The sequence below is a fragment of the Salinivibrio sp. IB872 genome (genome assembly GCF_001995345.1).
Lineage (GTDB): Bacteria > Pseudomonadota > Gammaproteobacteria > Enterobacterales > Vibrionaceae > Salinivibrio > Salinivibrio proteolyticus.
On sequence record NZ_MUFO01000014.1, the window covers coordinates 44,810 to 67,446 of the forward strand.

Annotated in this window: 14 protein-coding genes; 13 read left to right on the top strand and 1 reads right to left on the bottom strand. The window is 50.8% G+C overall.

The genetic code is table 11. From position 1 onward, the window contains the following. The first annotated feature begins 361 nt into the window (after positions 1-361). From rne to BZJ18_RS07910, 11 genes are all read left to right on the top strand, one after another. A complete protein-coding gene (gene rne / locus BZJ18_RS07860; protein WP_198532215.1) occupies positions 362-3,277 on the top strand; it encodes a ribonuclease E in 2,916 nt (971 codons plus the stop codon). 237 nt (positions 3,278-3,514) lie between these two features. Continuing rightward, the gene (locus BZJ18_RS07865; protein ID WP_077456003.1) at positions 3,515-6,916 is read left to right on the top strand and encodes a response regulator; all 3,402 of its coding nucleotides are present in this window, start codon (positions 3,515-3,517) and stop codon (positions 6,914-6,916) included. A gap of 757 nt (positions 6,917-7,673) precedes the next feature. Continuing rightward, on the top strand, positions 7,674-9,362 hold the full coding sequence (locus BZJ18_RS07870) for an ABC transporter substrate-binding protein (RefSeq protein WP_077456004.1): 1,689 nt from the start codon (positions 7,674-7,676) through the stop codon (positions 9,360-9,362). Between the two features lie 83 nt (positions 9,363-9,445). Further along, complete coding sequence (locus BZJ18_RS07875) at positions 9,446-10,432, top strand: ABC transporter permease (protein WP_046075428.1); 987 nt, start codon at positions 9,446-9,448, stop codon at positions 10,430-10,432. 1 nt (position 10,433) lies between these two features. Beyond that, the gene (locus BZJ18_RS07880) at positions 10,434-11,462 is read left to right on the top strand and encodes an ABC transporter permease (protein WP_046075427.1); all 1,029 of its coding nucleotides are present in this window, start codon (positions 10,434-10,436) and stop codon (positions 11,460-11,462) included. Further along, complete coding sequence (locus tag BZJ18_RS07885) at positions 11,459-12,448, top strand: ABC transporter ATP-binding protein (protein WP_077456005.1); 990 nt, start codon at positions 11,459-11,461, stop codon at positions 12,446-12,448. The genes BZJ18_RS07880 and BZJ18_RS07885 overlap by 4 nt, the downstream gene beginning before the upstream one ends. A 27-nt stretch (positions 12,449-12,475) precedes the next feature. Continuing rightward, positions 12,476-13,471: an ABC transporter ATP-binding protein gene (locus BZJ18_RS07890; RefSeq protein WP_077456006.1), complete on the top strand. Its 996-nt coding sequence runs from the start codon at positions 12,476-12,478 to the stop codon at positions 13,469-13,471. Positions 13,472-13,491: 20 nt separating this feature from the next. Further along, positions 13,492-15,468, top strand: coding sequence for a glycoside hydrolase family 9 protein (locus BZJ18_RS07895; RefSeq protein ID WP_131825271.1), 1,977 nt, complete (start codon positions 13,492-13,494; stop codon positions 15,466-15,468). Further along, the gene (locus BZJ18_RS07900) at positions 15,468-17,432 is read left to right on the top strand and encodes a beta-N-acetylhexosaminidase (RefSeq protein WP_077456007.1); all 1,965 of its coding nucleotides are present in this window, start codon (positions 15,468-15,470) and stop codon (positions 17,430-17,432) included. The genes BZJ18_RS07895 and BZJ18_RS07900 overlap by 1 nt, the downstream gene beginning before the upstream one ends. 109 nt (positions 17,433-17,541) lie before the next feature. Then, complete coding sequence (gene miaE / locus BZJ18_RS07905) at positions 17,542-18,309, top strand: tRNA isopentenyl-2-thiomethyl-A-37 hydroxylase MiaE (RefSeq protein WP_077456008.1); 768 nt, start codon at positions 17,542-17,544, stop codon at positions 18,307-18,309. A 375-nt stretch (positions 18,310-18,684) separates the two neighbouring features. Continuing rightward, positions 18,685-19,635: a transposase gene (locus BZJ18_RS07910; RefSeq protein WP_077456009.1), complete on the top strand. Its 951-nt coding sequence runs from the start codon at positions 18,685-18,687 to the stop codon at positions 19,633-19,635. A gap of 125 nt (positions 19,636-19,760) precedes the next feature. Here BZJ18_RS07910 and BZJ18_RS17270 read toward each other — a convergent pair whose 3' ends face one another. Next, entirely contained in the window at positions 19,761-19,958 is a 198-nt protein-coding gene (locus BZJ18_RS17270; protein WP_158011265.1) for a hypothetical protein, read from the bottom strand. A gap of 99 nt (positions 19,959-20,057) precedes the next feature. Between BZJ18_RS17270 and BZJ18_RS07915 the strand changes: the two genes are divergently transcribed. Continuing rightward, entirely contained in the window at positions 20,058-22,181 is a 2,124-nt protein-coding gene (locus BZJ18_RS07915) for a plasmid pRiA4b ORF-3 family protein (RefSeq protein WP_077456010.1), read from the top strand. 125 nt (positions 22,182-22,306) lie between these two features. Continuing rightward, entirely contained in the window at positions 22,307-22,618 is a 312-nt protein-coding gene (locus BZJ18_RS07920; protein WP_077456011.1) for a YciI family protein, read from the top strand. The last annotated feature ends 19 nt before the right edge of the window (positions 22,619-22,637 follow it).

The following is a 22,637-nucleotide window of genomic DNA, read 5'->3' on the forward strand; positions in this document are numbered from 1 at the left end:
TCACTTTTCGGCGACATAACGGGCTTGCCTGTTAAAATATCCATAATTTCGAATGCTTTTCGTGCTTTACGCAGCACTCGGCGTAAGACGTAAGCCAAAAGCACCCGTTAGTGTGTTGACACGATGGCTGTTTGCCAGTGTCAGAGATATCCGCCATGAGTTTAAACACGGCGGACGCCAACTGCATAATCCGGTGAGCCACAATAACCGTCGCAGCTGGCCGATAAAAATTTGCCCGAGCGCACCCCTGATTTTCTCCAGCCGAGAGGTTGCACCATATCAGACTTGGGGTCAGGCAACATTGGCGACTGCTCTCGTCATCAACCGCTAATAACAACGATAAATAAATGAGAACAATCTGATGAAAAGAATGTTGATTAACGCAACTCAAAAGGAAGAGTTGCGCGTCGCATTGGTTGACGGTCAACGGCTGTACGATCTTGATATCGAAAGCCCTGGCCATGAATCGAAAAAAGCTAACATCTACAAAGGACGTATCACCCGTATTGAACCTAGCCTAGAAGCGGCATTTGTTGATTACGGCGCTGAACGACACGGTTTCCTCCCGCTAAAAGAAATCGCCCGCGAATACTTCCCTTCCGGTTATACCTATCAAGGCCGTCCTAACATCAAAGATGTGGTGAAAGAAGGCCAGGAAGTGATTGTCCAAGTGGACAAAGAAGAACGCGGTAACAAAGGCGCGGCACTGACGACCTTTGTCTCTTTAGCTGGTAGCTATTTGGTCTTGATGCCAAATAACCCACGTGCCGGTGGCATTTCGCGTCGTATCGAAGGCGAAGAACGTAACCAGCTCAAAGAGGCCATGTCAGGTCTTGAATTACCGCAAGGTATGGGCCTGATTGTACGCACCGCTGGTGTCGGTAAATCGGCCGAAGAATTAGAGTGGGACTTGAAAGTACTACTCAACCACTGGCAAGCGGTCAAAGAAGCGGCATCATCCAACCCTGCCCCTTTCCTGATCCATCAAGAAAGTAACGTGATTGCACGTGCGATTCGTGACTACTTACGTCGCGATATTGGTGAGATCTTGATCGACAGCGAAAAAGTCTTCAAACGCGCTCAAGAACACATCCAGTTAATACGCCCAGACTTTGTCAGCCGCATCAAACTGTATGAAGGCGAAGTGCCGCTGTTCAGCCACTACCAAATTGAAAGCCAGATTGAGTCGGCCTTCCAACGCGAAGTACGTCTCCCGTCAGGCGGATCTATTGTTATTGACCCGACCGAAGCCTTGACGTCTATCGACATCAACTCGGCACGGGCCACCAAAGGCAGTGATATTGAAGAAACAGCGCTACAAACCAACTTAGAAGCCGCGGAAGAGATCGCTCGCCAGCTTCGCTTACGTGATTTGGGCGGTTTGGTGGTTATCGATTTTATCGATATGACGCCTGTGCGCCACCAACGTGAAGTGGAAAATAAGCTACGTGATTCGGTTCGCATGGATCGTGCACGTGTGCAAATTGGCCGTATCTCACGCTTTGGTCTGCTGGAAATGTCACGCCAACGCTTGAGCCCGTCTCTCGCCGAAGCCAGCCATCATATTTGTCCACGCTGTAAAGGGACAGGTGTTATCCGTGACAACGAATCGCTTTCTTTGTCGATTCTGCGTCTCATGGAAGAAGAAGCCATGAAGGAAAACACGGCGCAAGTTCTAGGTATTGTCCCTGTGCCTGTCGCCTCTTACCTGCTTAACGAAAAGCGTCGGTCGGTACAACATATTGAGAAGTACCACAACGTTAAAGTGGTTGTGGTGCCAAACGCGGATCTGCAAACCCCACACTTCGATGTGGTGCGCATCCGCGGCGGCGAAGAAATGGCAAGCTTGTCGTACCATCTGCCAAGCCAGCTTGAGTCGCTAAAAGAAGCGGAAACGCGCGAAGAACCACAACAAGCGCGTCCGACGAAAAAGCGTGAAGAACCTGTGTTACAAGGATTTGCCGCGCCAAGCTCACCAGCGCCAGCCGCAAAGCCCGCCACAGAGACAGCACCTAAACAGCCAAGCCTGTTGGCCAAGTTAGGTAAATTCTTGTCTGGCCTGTTTGCAAGTGACAACACGTCTGAGGCAACGCCAAGTCAAGCGAGCACGCAATCGAGCAACCGCCAATCGGGTTCATCGACGCGCCAACAACGTAGCAAACGTGATCAAAGTGGACGCAATAAACCTCGTCAAAATCAGGCCGCGCCGCAAAAAGACGAGCAAGATGACAACGCACAAGATCGCAACCGTAACAACAAGCCGCGCCGTAGTAACAAGTCGCAAGATGAGCGTCGCGACAATAACCGTAAAGGCAAGAAAAACCGTAACGAGAAGCCAAAGTCAGCCCAAGCTGACAAGGTAGAAACGGCGAAGAAACAGCCTGAGAAAGCGGACAATAACGCGGATAACAAGGCAGAAAAAACGGAGAAGGTGAAACAACGTCGCCAACGCCGTAAGCTAAACCGCAGCGTGCGTGTCAACAAAGACCAGCCCGATGCAGTGACCGCATCTGCACAACCACAAGAACCGGCAAAAGGGAAAGATCTCCAGCAAGTCGGTGCCGATGTGGCGCAGCAAGCTAAACAGCAACAAACAGACAACGGCCAAAGTCAGCAAGACAAGCCTGCACGTGAAGAGAAGCGCCGTAATCGTCGTTCTCCTCGTCACCTGCGCGCGAGCGGCCAGCGTCGTCGCCGTCGTCCAATGGTGAAAAGCCCGATGCCACTCACCACTGGCATGGCCTCGCCAGAAATGGCGATGGGTAAAGTCTGGTCGACCGAGCAACCTATCAAAGTCAAACAGGACCGTCGTCGCCAAGACAAACGCCAAGCCGCACCTGTGATTGCAAGCGGTGTTGCACGTCCTGAAATGGCGATGGGTAAGGTGATTGTGATGCGCACATCGAGTGTCGCCGCAGCGCCAACGCCAGAGAAAAAGCCAGCCGTTGAGCCAGTGCCAACACCCCCTGTGGTTGAGGCCACGCCATCGGTAGCCGCATCACCGGCACCAGCGACTACACCCGAGCACGATCCAAATGTGGCCTTGGTGACGGAGAAAGTGATTGAGCGTGAAGCGGTTATCACAGCGCCTCAATCAACCATTCGTTATCGTCGCGCAACATCACCAATGATGAAAGCGCCTGCACCAAACCAAGTGGTTGATCATGCGCCAGTGCGCATCGCCGCCTTTAAAGTGCCCAATGCCAACGCGAAAGCGGCTGGCAGCGCAGAAGCGCGAGCTGCGGCTCAAGCACCGGCAACTAAACCTCAGTATTGAATCGATACTGACGCTTAAACGTGATGAGAAAGCCCCAGCAGCGCTGGGGCTTTTTTTTCAACAAAACCACTAACTATCGGGAAAAGTGATAAAAATGCGCCGATCCACACGCTTCTCGACCAACTTGCTTGTCAAAGCCAAAAAAGGAAGTAACGTCACTGTGTAGCATTCCTTCTGCCTGTTTAGCGTTGCAGACAGAATCATCAAATAGCTGCTTTAAGGACAAGGCTGTTGATCATGAGAAAGCTGTTTATCGCTCCCCCATTTAAGCGCCTTCATCACACCTTGATGTTGGCTTTTCTCCTGCTGAGCTTATTGCCTCTGATTCTCGTGGCACTTTTTTTTCTCAATGCTCACAGCAAGGATTTGCAAGAGCAAAGCACCGCACACTTACTTTCTGTACGCGATAGCAAACAACAACAAGTACGTGATTACTTTGATGCTAAAGAATCTGAAGTGTTAGGGTTCGTCGCATCAGAGCTCGCCTATGCCAGTGGCGGTCACTTTTATGGCTTAGTGAATGCCTTCCGCAGCCTAGGCCCTGATATTGATTCCGCCCGGCAGTATGCACAAACTCGCTACCATCCCGGTTCAGGTCACGCGATAAAAACGCCCGTCAGCAAAGGCTCGCCGAATTACCCCGGTGTAGAACGCTACCGCTTACTGCACAAACGTTATCATCGCGCCTATTTGGCACTATTGGCACGCGCAGACTTTGACGATCTTCTACTCGTCGATAAACAAGGTAATGTCACCTATTCAGTCAAAAAGCATTCGAACTATGGGACCAATTTATTGACGGGCCCTTACCAAGATAGCGAGCTGGGTCGCACCTTTGCCGCGCTAAAGCGCCAAGATAGGCAGGTGAAAGGTAAACGCGACCCTCACCCTAATGTCGTCATGTCAGACTTTGCCCAAGATCCGGATGGCAACGCCTATGCATGGCTCGGCGCTCCCATTATTCAGCAAGGCTACCTGCACAGTTATGCCTTGTTTCGGCTTCCCAATCACGCGCTGACCGCGTTAATGAGCCCTTCCTCTTCATCCGACATTCAAACCTTGTTAGTCGGAGACGATCTGCAAGTGCGCGGCCATTCATCTACCCCAGAGACGATCGCCAACAGCCTAGCAGTGATTGAAAAGGCACTGGGCAATCACACAGGGGTTGAACGCTATGACAATGCATCCGGCGACACCATGCTGGCGGCCTTTGCGCCTATCTCAACCCACGGGTTGCATTGGGCGCTTGTCGCCGAAGTGCCAATCGACATTGCGTTTGCGAGAGTTCGCCAACTCGAACAGCTGTTTATTGTTGCGATGCTGTTGGCCGGCTTTGCCGTGGTGGTTGCATCGAACAGTATGTCGAACTTTATTACTCGCCCTTTGTTGCAGCTGACATGGGCCGCAGAGAAAGTGAGTGCGGGCGATCTAGATACTAAAATTCATCACACGCGTCGGCATGATGAAATCGGGCGTTTGGCGGTCAGCTTTTCTCGTATGCGGCGCGCTATCCGTGAGAAGCTTCAGCTTATCAACCAGCAAAATCAAACACTTGAGCAAAGCTTGGCGACGATTCAAGAGCAAAACCAAGAGTTGCAGTTGGCTAACAAGCTCAAAGACGAGTTTCAGGCTACCACTTCGCATGAGTTGCGCACGCCTTTGCATGGCATGATTGGGATTGCCGACGCCTTGATTGCTGGTGCGAATGGTCCAATTAGTCGTGATCATCAGTATCAACTTTCGATCATTGTTAACAGCGGCCAACGGTTGGCGAAATTAGTCGATGATCTGCTCGATTATCATAAAATGCGTTATGGTCAGCTCTCGCTTGAAAACGAAGCGGTCGATATTACCAGCCTAGCGCGTCTTGTCCTTTCTTTAGCTGAACATCTCAAAAAAGATAAGCCAATCCGTATCATCAATCAGCTCCCCTCGTCCTCTTTGTGGGTCTGTGCCGATACCCAGCGCCTTGAGCAAGTGATGTATAACCTGATTGGTAATGCAGTGAAGTTTACTGATGCCGGTAAGATAGTGCTGAGTGCGGAAAAAATTGATGACAGGGTTCGCATTCAGTTAGTCGATACCGGGCAAGGGATCCCGCCCGAACAACTGAACGTGATCTTTGAGCCACTCACTCAAGCGGTCAGCGATCACTACCACTATCAGCATGGTGCCGGGCTGGGCTTATCGATCACACGTCAGCTGATTGAGCTTATGGGCGGTCAGCTTTATGTAAGCAGTCAGCCACAAATCGGTACCACATTTAGTTTTACCCTACCCGCGATCGAAGCGCCTGACGAACCGGTTGCTCATTTACCCAATGACGAACAGCCTTCTCCCCTCTGGCAACCCTTTACCCCACAGGACGTCGAGAATAAGGCGAATGCAACCACCGCCACTTGCGATGATGGCTTACTGATCTTGGTGGTTGATGACGAACCCACCAATCAACAAGTATTAACCAGCTTTTTGCAAATGGAGGGTTATCAGGTTATTACCGCTAGCGATGGCGAAACGGCGCTACAACAGGTCGAAAAAGAACGTCCTGCGCTGGTATTGCTCGATATACTCATGCCCGGGATAAGTGGCTTTGAAGTCTGTGAGCGATTACGCCAGCAGTATCATCATGGGGCGCTTCCCATCATCATGCTCACTGCCCTTAATCAACCTGATGATCGCATTCATGGTTTTAACGTGGGTGCTAATGACTATTTGAGTAAACCGTTCAATAAGCAAGAACTTGCCGCACGTATTGCCACGCACCTTGCCGCCTGTGATGCCGAGCGACGTCAGCAAGAAAATCAGCGATTGGAAGCCGCATTAGCGCAAAGTGCAGAGCGACAGGCGAGTCTACTCGAAACCCAGTCATGGCTGATTTCACAATTATCCCTCGCCCCTGAAGCGATTATCGGGGCAGGCAGCGATGGTCAAATCCGGTTTGCCAATGCGTCTGCCGCTGCGTTATTTCAACAGCAAGATGCCAATCTCAAGCGTATGCATAGTCATGCCCTGATCCATGAGCCGGATGAGAGCCAACAGCTCGAGCGCTATCAAGGTAAGTTGACTGTTTATATCGGCGACCAGCATCGTGATCTAGAAGGCATGATTTTGCGTTTCCCGGCGGCTTCTGAGATAACCACCTTATATGTGATGAACACTGATACGCCCGTCTCGCTAGCGCGGATCCAAAGTTTAGAAAGTGCGATTGAGGCTTTGTCTGGCTATGCATTCCGCGGTGATGCGCGCCAACTGGATAAATTAAAAGCCATGGGCGGTGAGTTTGAAGCCTTAGTGAGCCAAGCCCAGAGCCAGCAAGAGGATAAAGCGCAAGTACGCCGACAACTCATTGTCGATGCGATGGTGGCTGGACTCGAATACTGGGAAAAAACGACGGGCAAAAGTAAGTTCGATTTTGCCGAACAAAGCGGGCTGTGGCGGGTCTACCTCGACCGCAGTAGCCTACAAACCCGCACATTGGATAAGTACTTACTGCTGGAAACCTTACCCAAAACACCAAGGTGGCGCACAGTACTCAGCTCTATTCGCTATATTCTTGACCACTGTGACAAACACAATACCGATCGTACCCAGTTAGAAACCTACTACCGACAGCTGCGTCAGCTGCTGCTCGAAGACTAACACACCCCGTACCACCTTCCCCCCAACGTGCCTCTCCTATTGAGGACAGGCACTTTTCTCTTTCCTTACCCAATAAGCAATTAATCAGGACAGACAATTAATCAAGACAGACACTCTTATCGTCCCAATGGGGACAGACACTTTAAATATTCAGACTCTATACATTTAAAGTGCCTGTCCCCATAAATCTAAAGTGCCTGTCCCAACAAGGATCCACCAACCTACGCGATAATAATTCACGAAAATAAACGGGGTCTTTGATGCCGATATCAGTCCAAGCCWGAGCGATAGTTGGAGCTAAAAATCAGGATTGTGGGGGGTGTCACAACAAAACGGCAAGATTAAATTCTTGATTAAAAATAAGATCAAAGAAACATGTGACATGTGTCGCCCTTGAGAAGGTAACAAATAAGTCATTGATATTTATTGGTATAATCTAGTTCCGTTTCTGGTTTTTATCTCAGAAGAGAAAGCGAGTCAGAATACATCTTCAATTTATCCCGATCGATTTTAACGGTTTTAACGTCATGAAAGCGTTTTTTTACGATTTTAACGATTAATGACGTTGCGAAGCGTTCTATCGGCATGCTTATTTGAAGAGGTTCACCGGCCGCTGTGTTATCGATTGCTGATGTATACGATGACCAGACAACAGACAACTAGATGCCGGTGCATCGGCAAGCTTGAGCTCGCGAAGGTTGTAAGCAACGAGCTCACTATCCATCACGTGAACTGAAAGCAACAGTAAGGAATGGCTATGTTTTCGAGTAACATTAGATTTGCCAGCAAGACCCTACTTGCCTCTGCAATTATTGGTGCGCTGAGCGCAAGTGCTGGCGTCAGTGCCGCCGAGCGCAGTGAGCTCACTATCCACCCGAAAGAATTCAATACCTTTGTCCGTAACTTCAACCCTTTCCTTGGCGCCACCTACCTGCACACCACGACTGATTTCGTTTATGAGCCCTTGGTGGTGTTTAACGAAATGAAAGGCAACCAGCCTGTCTTTCGTATCGCGAGCGGCTATGAAATGGCGGATGACCTGAAAAGTGTCACCTTTACCCTACGCAAAGGGGTGAAATGGTCAGACGGCGAAGCCTACACTGCCGACGATGTGGTGTATTCATTTGATTTGGTTAAAAACCATCCTGAGCTCGACCAATCTGGGATTAATAAATGGATTGATGATGTGAAAAAAGTCGACGACTATACCGTCCGCTTTGAGCTCACTGAAGCTAATTCGAACGTCCCTTATGAGATCGTCAAAGTGCCAGTGGTGCCCGAGCACGTTTGGAAAAACATCGAAGACCCAGCATCTTATACCAATGAAAACCCAGTAGGCTCTGGCCCCTTCACCACTATCGATACCTTCACCTCTCAGCTCTATATTCAATGTCGTAACCCCTATTATTGGGATAACGACAACCTTGATGTCGACTGTCTGCGCGTGCCGCAAATCGCCAATAACGACCAGTTCTTAAGTAAAGTGATCAGTGGCGAAATGGACTGGACCTCCTCGTTTATTCCTGACATTGACCGCACCTATGCTGCGGCCAACCGAAACCATCACTATTGGTATCCTGCCGCTGGCACCCAAGCCTTTATGGTCAATTTTAATGACCCTGATCCGGCCAAGCGTGAAGCGCTGACCAATGTCGACTTCCGTCGTGCATTTTCGATGGCGCTAGACCGTCAAACCATCATTGATATCGCGTTTTATGGCGGTGGTACAGTGAACGACTTCGCGTCTGGCTTAGGTTATGCCTTTGAGTCATGGTCCGACGAAGCGGTGCATGAGAAATATCGCCAATACAATACGTACGATCTAGACGGCGCCAAAGCACTGCTTGCGAAAGCCGGCTTTAAAGATCAAGACGGTGATGGCTTTGTGGAAACCCCATCAGGCAAATCGTTTGAGCTCGAAATCCAATCTCCTAATGGCTGGACCGACTTCAACAACACCGTTCAGCTTGCGGTTGAGCAACTTGCCGAGGCCGGCATCAAAGCCAAGGCACGTACGCCTGATTTCTCGGTGTATAACCAAGCGATGCTTGAAGCCGACTACGACGTCGCCTACACCAACTACTTCCACGGTGCGGACCCTTACACCTATTGGAATAGCGCGTATAACTCCAACCTACAGAAAGGGGATGGCATGCCGCGGTTCGCGATGCATTATTACCAAAGTGCTGAGCTCGACAAGCTGTTAGACAGCTTCTACAAAACCGCGGATAAAGCTGAGCAACTGGAAATTGCCCACCAAATCCAAACGATTATCGCCAAGGATCAGGTCACCATTCCGGTGCTTTCTGGCGCACAAATGTATCAATACAACACAGCCCGCTTCACCGGTTGGTGGAACGAAGACAACCCGAAAGGTCGCCCCTCTATCTGGGCCGGCATTCCTGAGCGTCTTCTTCACGTGCTGGACCTTAAGCCCGTCCAGTAACCACTATCGGGCGCCTTGCGCGCCCGCTTTTCCACGGTGTTCACGCCACGAACATCACCACTTCGCTGTGTAAGGTGTGGGTTATGGGTTATTTTTTCCGACGGCTAACTTTTTACATGATTGCCCTTTTAGTGGCAGCAACACTCAATTTTATTATTCCTCGTGCCATGCCCGGTGATCCTGTCACCATGATGTTTGCCAACGCCTCGGTGCAAGTCACTCCAGAGCGAATTGAGGCAATGAAACAACTGCTGGGCTTTGTCGATGGCCCCCTCTATATGCAGTATTTCACCTACATGAAAAACGTGCTGAGCTGGGATTTAGGCACCTCCATCCAATTTTATCCGTTGTCGGTTAACGAGCTCCTCGGCAAAGCCTTTGGCTGGTCACTATTTCTCGCCGGCAGTGCGGTGCTGCTGTCGTTCTCGCTGGGCTCGATTTTGGGCATTTTTGCCGCTTGGAAGCGCGGCGGAAAATACGATGCTGTGATCACCCCAGGCATGCTGATTATCCAAGCGGTACCTCAAGTGGTCATTGCAATGCTCGCGCTGTTTATTTTCGCGATTGGGCTGAAATGGTTTCCAACCGGATACGCCTACACGCCAGGCGTGACCCCAGACTGGACCAGCTGGACCTTTATTAAAGATGTGGCCTATCACGCCGTACTTCCGCTTTTTTGTGCCTCCATCATTCAAGTAGGCGGCTTTTTGGTCAACATGCGTAACAACATGATTAACCTGCTTGCGGAAGACTACATCACCATGGCGCGCGGCAAAGGGTTGAGCGAAAACCGCGTGGTGTTTAACTATGCGGCGCGGAACGCGCTCTTGCCCAGTGTCACCGCGCTATCGATGTCGCTGGGTATTGCCATCGGGGGCCAACTGATTGTGGAAATTATTTTTAACTATCCCGGTCTTGGCTCGGTGCTTTTGAATGCGATCAACGCGCGCGACTATCAAGTCCTACAAGGCCAGCTACTGATTATGACCTTGTTTATGCTCTCGTTTAACTTAATTGCTGACATGCTGTACGTGGTCCTTGACCCTCGCCTGCGCAAAGGAGGCAAATAATATGAAAGATCTCCTCACGCTTATCGTGCGCAATAAGATTGCCCGCGCCGGTTCCATCATTGTTGGCCTATTTATATTGATGGCGGTCTTTGCGCCCTTGTTGACCCAGCATGCGCCAGACAAACGCACGGGTAACCCGCATGAATACCCAAGCTTTATCGTCAAAGCGGCGCAAGCCAACCCAGACGGCTGGGTCGCCACACACTTAGCGGATGATCGTCGCACCCTACTGATGTCGAAAAAGGCCGACCATGTCCTTGGCACTACCCGTATGGGTCGCGATGTCTGGTCACAGTTGGTACATGGCGCCCGTGTTTCGTTGGCGGTGGGTTTTGGAGCCGGTATCACCGTGTGTGTGCTCGCCACCTTAATCGGCATTACCGCCGGCTATTTAGGCGGTTGGGTTGACGATGTGCTCACCGCCGCAATGAACATTATGTTGGTGATCCCGCAATACCCACTCCTGTTCGTGCTCGCCGCGTTTATCGGCGAAGCCGGACCGCTGACGATCGCCATCATTATTGGCTGTACCTCCTGGGCGTGGGGAGCACGAGTGGTTCGCTCACAAACCCTTGCCCTGCGCGAAAAAGAGTTCGTGAAAGCCGCCGAAGTGCTGGGGGAATCGCGCTTTCGTATCACCTTTGTCGAGATCTTGCCTAATCTCGTGCCCATTGTTGGCGCTAGCTTTATTGGCTCGGTGATGTATGCCATTGCCATGGAGTCGATTATCTCTTTCTTGGGCCTTGGCGATCCCAACACCATCAGCTGGGGGATCATGCTCTACAACGTACAAACCTCATCATCCATGCTGATTGGCGCGTGGTGGGAGCTGCTCGCGCCTTGTATTGCGCTGACCTTACTGGTGACGGGGCTTGCGTTACTCAACTTCGCGGTGGATGAAATTGCCAACCCGCAATTACGTGCGCAAAAAGGGATGAAGCGCTGGAAAAAACTCAGCCAACAAGAAAAGAAAGCCCGCGACGAGAATCCCGTTGCCGAACACATGCTGATCAGTGGAGATAAATCATGAGTCGCACCCCACTTATCTCAATCCGTGACCTGTGCGTCGACTACATTACCGATGCCGGTGATGTCCGAGCCTGCGATCACGTCAATTTTGACATTGCCCCCGGTGAAGTATTCGGCTTGGCTGGCGAATCGGGATGCGGTAAATCCACCGTTGCCTTTTCGCTGATGCGTCTGCATAAGCCACCTGCCTTTATCACCGGCGGCGAAGTCATCTTTAACGGCGAGAATATCCTCGATTACAGCGACGCTCGGATGCGCGACTTTCGCTGGCGCGAGATGTCGATGGTGTTTCAAAGCGCCATGAATGCCCTCAACCCAGTGCTGACGCTCGAAGAACAGTTCTGCGATGTGCTGATGCGCCACACCAACTTGACCCGCAAACAAGCGGTGAAGCGAGCTCAAGGCTTGCTAGAAATTGTCGATATTCATCCCAGTCGTCTGACCGATTATCCGCATCAGTTTTCGGGCGGGATGCGTCAACGCTTGGTAATTGCCATTGCACTGGCCCTCAACCCGAAAATGATCATCATGGATGAGCCCACCACGGCATTAGATGTGGTGGTGCAGCGTGAGATCTTGCAAAAAATCTACGCGTTAAAAGAAGAGTTTGGCTTTTCGATTCTGTTTATCACCCATGACTTATCGCTCATGGTCGAGTTTTCCGACCGGATAGGGATCATGTATTCCGGTGAGCTGATTGAAGTCGCGCCGTCCAAACAAGTACTTACCAATCCCTATCACCCCTACACCGAAGGGCTGGGCAGCTCATTCCCCTCACTCACCGGGCCCAAGCGCCAACTGGTGGGTATCCCAGGTAATCCGCTCAACTTACTCGAAATCCCGACCGGCTGCCGCTTTCAAGCACGTTGCGCGCAAGTGCATGAACAGTGTCGAACCACCCAAACCGTGCTGCGCCAAATCGAACCAGGCCGTTATTCCAACTGCCACCTATACGACGGCGAGCCGATCGCCCAACAAAAAGTCTAATATCGTGCCAATGTGAGGAAGTCAGTGATGAGTACAGGTCTTGGAGAACTGCTGGTTGAAGGTAAAAACGTGGTGAAAGATTTCCCCATTAACAGCCATGCCCTTAAACAACCCATGATGCGAGCGATCAATGATGTCTCGTTCAAAATGTACAAAGGCCGTGGGCTTGCGGTGGTGGGCGAATCAGGCTCGGGCAAATCAACCACTGCGAAAATGATTGCAAAAATGTACGCCCCGACCGACGGCTGCATTGAATATCGGGGCCGCGATATTACCACCATTAAAAAACGTAATGAGCTGATGCGCTATCGCGAGGGCCTGCAAATGGTCTGGCAAGATCCCTTTGGCTCGCTCAACCCCACCCATAATGTGTTTCATCATATTGCGCGTCCGTTATTGATCCACAAAAAAGTCGCCAAGCGCGATAAAGCGCAGTTGAAAGAACGGGTGTTCGAGCTGCTAGAGCAAGTGGGCCTCACTCCGGCCAAAGAAACGGCGGAGAAATTCCCCCATCAGCTGTCGGGCGGTCAACGTCAGAGAATAAACCTAGCGCGTAACATCGCCGTGGGTGCGGAAGTGGTACTCGCCGACGAGCCGACCTCGATGCTGGATGTGTCGATTCGTGCCGGTGTGCTTAACCTCATGGAAGAGATGAAAGTGGAGAAGCAAATGTCGCTGCTCTACATCACCCATGATATCGCCACCGCGCGCTACATTGCCGAAGACTTGGCGGTGATGTACGTCGGCCATATGGTCGAATGGGGAGACACCGAAGAGATTATTCATCGTCCTCAGCATCCTTACACCCAGCTGTTGGTCTCGGCCGTGCCCGACCCCAGCAAATCTATTCACGAAGAATTAAAGGGCAACAAGGGAGAGATCCCCCTATGGACACCGGATTCGGTCGGCTGCCCTTTTGCTGGCCGCTGCCCGCATGCGACGGACAAATGCACTGAGCAGTTACCCGGCGTGACCAAGCTCGCCGACAACCACTATGTGCGCTGCTATTTGTACGAGCAATAGCGACCAATAAGGATACCATCATGCAAGTGCTGACCAATCACATTGGCTACTCGTTACACGGTGACAAATACGCGGTGATCGTCAGTGACAGCGACCGCCTCATCGGCACGCCCGTGGCACTGATTTCCCTGCCTCCTCTTAAGGGGACAGGCACATTTAGCACTGCCGATAAAACTGCCTCCCCTTCTGGGGACAGACACTTTAACGATGCCGCAAAAGACGCAAAAAAAAGTACCGGGACAGACACTTTTGTTCGTGGGACAGGCACAGTATCACTCGATAACGAGGTCGCGCAGTTTGAATTACAGCAAGGCACACAGTTAAACAACTGGCAGATGGGCACGGCTTATACCCTCGATTTTTCTGCCTTTGCACATCGCGGACGCTATCAACTCGTGCTGTTAACAGACAAACCGGTATATTCCCATCCGTTTGAGATCCGAGATAATTGTCTGTTTCACACCACGTTTTCCGACCTGCTGCATTACTTTAAATCGCAGCGGTGTAGCGGTATTTACGAACACGCGGATCAGCGCGCCAAGGTATTTGGCTCTGATGAACGCATGGATGTGTCCGGCGGTTGGTACGATGCCTCTGGCGATGTGAGCAAATACCTGAGCCACCTTTCCTATGCCAATTACTTCAATCCGCAACAAATCCCTCTGTTGGCTTGGGGGCTGGCCGATCTTGCCAGCCAGTTTAGCTCGGACACGCTGCCCGCGTTTATGTGCACACGATTAGCCGATGAAGCGAAACACGGCGCTGACTTTCTTCTCCGTATGCAACATCCCAGTGGCTTTTTTTATATGACGGTGTTTGATCAGTGGTCGAAAGACCCTGAGCGCCGCACCCTTTGCGCTTACGCGACGCAAGATGGAGCGATGAGTGAGGCTTACCAGGCCGGTTTTCGTCAAGGTGGTGGCATGGCGATTGCAGCCCTTGCCTCTGCAAGCCGAGCCCCGCTTTGCGCCGAGCCTGACCAACAAGCACGCTATTTAGACGCTGCCATTCGCGGCTACTGGCATTTGGTTGAAAATAACCATCACTACCTTGATGACGGTGAGCCCAACATTATTGACGAAACCTGCGCCCTTCTCGCTGCATGCGAGTTACATCACGCCACTCGACAATCTACCGAAGAGCAATCTACCGGGGACAGTCACGCTTATTTAATGGGACAGGCACCTTTAGGTTCTGGGGACAGACACATTAGTGCGAACGGTGACTGTCCCTTTTTGAGCGAGGCTAGAGGCTGGATGAAAAAGCTGGTCGCACGGCAACGCAGTGATGAAACTTGCCAGTATTATTGGTCAGCAAATGCTGATGGGAGCCGCCCCTTTTACCATACCGCTGATGCGGGTCTACCCGGGTTGGCATTAATTCGCTATCTCGATGTGGAAACCGACCCCAGCCATCAAGCTATCGCACAAACAGCCCTGGAACGCGCCTGCCAGTTTGAGCTCAACCTAACACAAACCGCCGATAATCCATTCGCGTATCCGCGTCAGTACGTCAAACCCGTCGATGGCGTTAAACAGGTGCGTCACTTTATTCCTCACCACAATGAAACCGGCTATTGGTGGCAAGGCGAGAATGCACGCTTGGGATCCCTGGCGACCTTTGCGTGCCATGCAACGCGCCATATTCAAGACGATGCGCTAAATGCTGCTCTCTACACCTTTAGCCAACGGGCGCTTAATTGGATCCTCGGTTTAAACCCACTTGATATCTGTATGCTCGATGGACATGGCCTCAACAACCCAGATTACCTACCGCACTTGGGCTTTTTTAATGCCAAAGGGGGGATCTGCAATGGCATTACCGCAGGGATGGAGGATGAAACACAGATTGCATTCAACCCCGCGCCATATTGCGATGATATGGCGCAAAACTGGCGATGGGGCGAGCAGTGGTTGCCACATGCAAGCTGGTTTATGCTCGCCATCAGTGCGCAAACGCTGACTGGCAACGGCCACTCGAACAAGGAGAACACGTGATGACTTACCGCCTCGATCTGAGTGTGATCAACGAGTACCCTAATGACACTCCGCCCCGTAGCCGAATGGGGTTAACCTTGCATAATCTCACCGACTGTCCCTTAAATCAGCTGTCTATTGCGGTACTGTTTGATCGCTTCATCAACCCCAATACCCTGTCACAAGGCAGTATTGAGCAAGTTGGCAGCTATTGCGTCATTACACCGGCGCATCAAACTCTCGATGCCAATCAAAGCTTATACATCGAGTTTGATGCCCACACGCCGCCATTGCGGTTCCTTTGTGCGGGCTTTAAAGATGCGCTGCTCTATGCCAATGGCGAGCAATACTCAGTGATGCTCACCCCCATTAACTTGGCGCATACTCACACCACACGCTCATCGATTCCAGATGTTCATCCCGCCGAGCACGCCATTATTCCGGTACCTAAATCGGTGCGCCACCAGCCAGGATACTTTACGCTTTCACCCACAACACCGTTAATCGCAGTGGATCCACAGGCCCTTCCCGCCGCGCAGTGGTTAAGTAACGAATGGGTTCGCATGTACCCGCAAGCTGATATTGCACTCGACCCACGTCATCAAGATGCGGTCACTGGCGATCATGCCATTCTTTTACGGCCGTTACCCGACTCCACACTTCGAGATATTACACACCGTGATGAGGCCTATCAGCTCACCGTCACCGACCAAGGCGTGGTTATCCAAGCCTGTGCTGAGCGCGGGTTTATTCACGGCTGCGCGTCGCTGTTGCAACTTWGCCAAGAGCAAGACACACAGCTTCGAATACCAGCAATCAAAATCAGCGATGCACCACGCTTTGCTTACCGAGGGATGATGCTCGATTGCGCGCGCCATTTTCATTCGGTGGACACGGTAAAGCGACTGATTAACCAGTTAGCCTATTTCAAGTTCAATACCTTTCACTGGCATTTAACCGACGATGAAGGCTGGCGACTGGAGATTAAAGCTCTGCCTGAATTGACGCGCTATGGGAGTCAACGCGGCCCCAATACCCGCCTTGCCCCGCAATTCAGCCATATTGCAGAACGTCACGAAGGTTATTATCGCCAAGAAGACGTACGTGACGTGATTGAATACGCCGCAGCCCGCGGTATTACCGTCATTCCAGAAATTGATATTCCCGGTCACTGTCGCGCAGCCATCAAAGCACTGCCTGATTGGCTACAAGATGACGACGACCGCTCTACTTACCGCAGCGTACAACACTACACCGATAACGTATTATCGCCAGTCCTCGAGGGCACGTATCGATTTTTAGATACGGTATTAAGTGAAGTCGCCGAGCTTTTTCCCGCCTCATGGGTCCATATTGGTGCCGATGAAGTCCCTGACGGAGTATGGACGGATAGCCCAATTTATCGGGACAGACGCATGAACGGAGAAACGACCGCTTCGCTACAGGGACAGATACTGACCTATGCGGAGCAAAAGCTACGCGCCTTGGGCAAACGTATGGTTGGCTGGGAAGAAGTGCAGCACGGCGATAAAGTGAGCAAGAATACCGTGATCTATTCATGGCAAAGCGAAGACGCCGCATTGCACTGTGCGCAGCATGGGTTTGATGTGATTTTGACCCCCGGTCAGGCGACCTATCTCGATATGGTGCAAGATTATGCTGCCACCGAGCCCGGTCTCGACTGGGCGGGCGTCACGCCATTAGAAAAAGCCTACCAATATGAGCCGCTTGCAAGCCTCGCCAGTGACGATCCCGCCCGTGAGCATATGCTAGGCGTACAATGTGCACTCTGGAGTGAACTGATCACCAATCAGGACAGGCTCGATTACATGGTGTTTCCAAGGCTTACCGCCATTGCGGAAGCGGCCTGGAGCCACAGTGAGCGCCGTGACTGGCTCGATTATCTGGCCAGACTCAAAGCGCAATTACCGCGTTTAGACAAGTTCGGTATTCAATACCGTTCTCCTTGGGCATCGAACAAGTAGGCCGAATTCGCCCACCTGGCAGTGCTTCCTGCGCTGCCAGCTCTTTGCGCTCGCATCCCATCTGTTTATAATGCCCAGCCATTGTTGTCAGTCTGAGAGTGTTTTCGGCATGCTACGCCAAGAAATTAATACCCTACTCACCCCTATTCATGGTTTTCTGCACTGTCAAACCCCCGACAGTTGGATTGACGCGGCCATTCAGCCTGACAATCAATCGATTCTTTTACGCGATCACGCGAACTGCGAATTAAAAGCCAGCCAAACCGCGATGTGGTTGATCCGTAAATATGCGGTTGACGCGGCGAGTGGCGAGCAACTGCTGGCATGGGCCAAACCCTATGAAGACTTTGTCTATCGCGGCGTTCGCGATGGGATCTTCCACGCGCGCAAAAACGGTCTCAGCGCGCCTTTAACCCCTAAAGCGGGGTTTGCCCACGGCCAAGCCTTGATTGATAAAATGGTCCGGTTAATCAAAGAAGAGTTTCATCACTTTGAGCAAGTGATTGAAATCATGGACGCACGCGGCATTCCTTATCAACCGTTAGAAGCAGGTCGCTACGCCAAAGGATTAATGCGCGCGGCACGTACTCACGAGCCGGCTACCTTGGTCGATAAACTGATTATTGGCGCCTACATTGAAGCACGCTCCTGCGAGCGCTTTGCCAAAGTCGCCCCACACCTTGATGATGAACTGCAAAAGTTCTACATCTCGCTACTGCGCTCGGAAGCACGCCATTATCAAGATTACCTCACGCTTGCAGAAACCATCGCCGGCGAAGACATTCGCGACCGCATCCAAACCATCGGCGAGCGCGAAGCCGAGTTGATCCAAGCGCCCGACAGCCAATTCCGCTTTCACAGCGGCGCCCCTGCCTAACTTCTTATGGCAGCTTCTCTTTGTGGGGACAGGCACTTTTATTCAACGTGATTTCCTGTGGGGATTTCCTGCGGGGACAGGCACCTTTACACATGTCCCTACTAAGTTTCCTTTCCAGGGACAGGCACTTTTAGTTTTCGCCGGATACAAACACCTCTTGGTGACTGTCCTGGTAGTTTGCTTTATAGCTCGCCTGTCCCCGTTGTTTACTTTGTCCCCGTTGTTTACTAATCGGGACAGACGCCTTTAGTAACTAACCAATCTCACAGTTACAGTATTTCTTGTACTGTCACGAAAAACCAGGCCAGAAAAGATGATGGCTGTTCATTTATACAGTACCTTTTACATATACCCATATACCAAAAGGGACTGACGATGACCAAAGCTCGCGCATCTTTAGTGAACCTATCAGCCACACCCTATTATCATTGCGTCTCACGCTGCGTGCGCCGCTCTTTCCTGTGCGGCTATGATGCTCAGTCGCAAAAAAGCTATGAGCATCGTCGCGCATGGATAGAAACGCGTTTACTTACACTAGCCAAAGCTTTTTGCATCGATATCTGCGCTTACGCCATTATGAGCAATCATTATCACGTTGTCCTACATATCAATGCAAAAGCCGCCCAATCCCTGACAAATACCGACGTTATCGACCGCTGGCTAGCCTTTCACCAGGCTCCGGTACTCATCCAGCGTTTTCGTCAGGGAGAATCCCTCTCCAAATCGGAGTACAAAGCGTGCTGTCGGATCATTGAGAACTGGCGCGAACGTTTGATGTCTGTCAGCTGGTTTATGAAGCTGCTTAATCAATATATTTCGACGCAAGCGAACCGAGAGGATCAATGTTCAGGGCATTTTTGGGAGGGACGCTTTAAAAGTCAGGCCTTGTTGGATGACAAAGCTCTTGCTGCGGCAATGGCCTATGTCGATTTAAACCCCGTGAGAGCAGGTATCGCCAAACAGCCCAAGCATTCGAATTACACATCGATAAAAAAGCGACTTGAATCACTCGAGCAAAATAAAGCAACCCCAGCAGGCTTATTCGCCTTTGCAGGAAATCCGAGGAAATCTATGCCCGACGGCATTCCGTTTCGGCTAATGGACTATTTAGCACTTGTTGAATGGACCTGCCACAAGAGACAAGACGCGGGCTCAAATCAGCGGCCTCCCCTACTCACACAGCTGAATATGTCGAGTGAAACCTGGCTGGCCACATGCGCTCATTTAGAGTGCGGAAATGTTGTAGGCTCACTGTCGAGTATCCAAGCCGTATTACCGACACTGGGCCTAAAACGCATGACAGGCGTCATGATCCCAAATCGTTGAGGCAAGCACTAAAACACGCATCAATGCGTAAAGGAATCGTCATACTAGCCCGAAGGGCTACCCTACCCAATAAGCCAGCACCATTATAAACACGAACAAAACACCTACCGCTTTTAAGAGCGGCTTTAGCCCTTTGGCCCCACCTTCTGGGGGTTGATTACAACATCCCATATTATCTCCTGACCGTTTTCCCAGAAGAATAAGCCTTCCAGTAACAGGAAGGTAAAGAGACATTCACGTTTGATTTTAGAGCTTGTTGGGACAGGCACATTAGCAATGCTGATAATTGTCCCAGATGGCACGGTTCGATCGATACCAGACATATCATAAGTACCGTGTCTGTCCCAACAAAAAGCAGTCGTGTTTCAGAGTGATTTTTTGTACGCTTAAACAATTAATTAATCTCAACCTAGGCCAAGAACATGGAACTGCCACCTTCTGCGCAAGCGCTCCTTGAGGCTATCCAACACTACACACCCATCACCGATATCAGTGCAGATCAGCGCCAGTTGATAAATGGTTCACCAGAGTCGTTTATTTCCGCGCTACCGATTGGCCTATCGCTATCAAAGACATTCGACGAAAGCCAAGAGGAGCTTTTTGTCGATTACTTTTCACAAATGGCCAATGACCTACGTATTTATTCGCGTAGTAATGACGTCTCTGAAATCATCAATATCGCGAATGAAATACTCACTAACGCACTTGAGCTAGACGATGCTCAAATTAACTTGATGCTCACCAGAGAAATCATCAGCTGCATGAAACACCTTAAACTGCATGTCGACGATGCGATCATTATGAAAGTGCGTGAGCGCAGTCAGCAGCCGATCACTAAGCAACAAGAACAATTGGCACAAGACCCTGAAAAGGTTACCGAGCATCTCATCGCGGATCTCAATAAATTCGGCGTAGACACTGGGCTTGCTTTTTGTCAGTTTGTGGGCGGTGAGCTTATCTTTTTCACCGAACAGGAGGTTCAAGGGCTGCTCACGATGATGAGCCGTCAACCTTGGTCAATTGATGCGCTTTTGCTTTTGAGCCTCAATCCCGAGCCTAAAGTCGCCGACAGCGCAGCGAGTGTACTCAGTAGCCTTCCAGCAAAAAGATGGGAGTCCCTTGGTCAGCGTCAATACCTGACCCTAATCCAGCGCTTTGGTCACGATAGCGTAAAAAATCACCTACCAGCGTGGCAAAAGTCAGCCATGCAATACAGCAAACAAGCAGAACAACATCAAGTGACCGAGCTTTACCTGTCCTATCCAGACGGCAACCATGCCATACTATTTAACGGACTGCTCATCGACCCAACGACTAAAAATGCACACGTATTCGGTGGCGTTTTTCGCTTAGGTTTCGGTTTAGTGGATAGCTATTTTGATACCAATCCCGTCGACACTGTGCAATATAAAAAAATGACCGCAGAAATGGACACCGCTGTCGACGTCGTTCAATGCCATCCCAATATATTGCGACACATACTTTGTTGGGCCCTGGACGAACAGCATGAGGTCCTCGATCCTGACACGCTACATATGTTGGCGCTTCTCCCGTCCCAATGGACCGAGCCGCAACCGTTCTCATTAGATAAACTCGCCTCCACGTGTGACTTCCCAGGAGAACATCCCGACGCGATAGCGCGAGGACATCGATCCAGCAAACTGTTAGTCAATACCCCATTGATAGAGACATGGACGATCGCTGAATCGATCGACCCAGCCCTGGAGAGCATACGCAAAGTCCGGAACCGCTATTATCTCGAACACCCTGACCCCTATATCAAAGCACTCGCGTTGAGTGGGCTAATCACGCATTACAGCAAACAAGAAAGCACACCGTTCTCACCGAGCAACCTATTTATATTTGCCGCAGCGTATGCGTTGCAAGCACCTGATCGCATGAGAAAAACCTTTCCGCTTTTCGACCAACTCACAGAGCTGAGTATACAACAGCAAGCGGAGTATCACCCGATGGCGCACGGCCCGCAGGAAATAGAACGCCCCCAAGGCATCGTACTGCACATTGAGCTCGATAATAGCCGTCCCAAAATATGGCGCCGTTTTACCATTTCAAACGCCTTACCTTTTATCGCGCTACACGATTACATTCAGGCTATTATGGGTTGGGAGCACCAACACCTTGCCATGTTCATCACACCCTTTGGTCATATTGACCTTGACGATGAATCCGATACCCAAGCGGCGTATTTACCCATTGGGGCAGTACTGCGAGAACCCGGAGACACCATCGCGTATGTGTATGATTTTGGTGATAACTGGCACCACACCATCACCCTTGAGAAACTGAATACCCGCAATTACACGCAGCCTAAAGTCACGGCAGGTAATGGCGTATGCCCGCCAGAAGATTGCGGCGGTATAGACAGATACAAAGACCTACTCAGACTCTCAAAACGCGCTCCACTCAACGACGATGATCGAGAGATCCTGGACCTCTTTAACATGCAGGACTGGGACGCAAAATTCTTTGATAAGAACGAAGTGAATCAGAGATTAAAAGAAGAAGTACCACCTATTTTCGACTAAGTAAATCGCGGGACAGGCACTTTTAACTTTTGGTGCCTGTCCCGCCAATGTTTTCTAATACGCTGTACTCAGAAATCTGGACTCTGTATCCTAGTGGCTATAAACATCTATCAAGGACAATGACGATGTGGTATCTCATCTATTCGCAAGACGTAGAGAACAGTCTACCGCTACGCAAGCAAGCGCGTGACGCACACCTTGAGCGCTTACACCAACTGGAAAAAGAAAACCGCTTGATGATTGCAGGACCAAACCCTGCCGTTGATAGCGACGAGCCGGGCGAAGCTGGGTTTACGGGGTCAACCGTTATTGCTTGGTTTGAGTCATTATCAGCCGCCCAAGCCTGGGCTGACAAAGACCCTTATGTAGCCGCTGGCGTCTATGCAGACGTGACCGTTAAACCTTTCAAAAAAGTGCTTCCTCAGGATCCTGCCTAATGCGATATGTAAAAATACT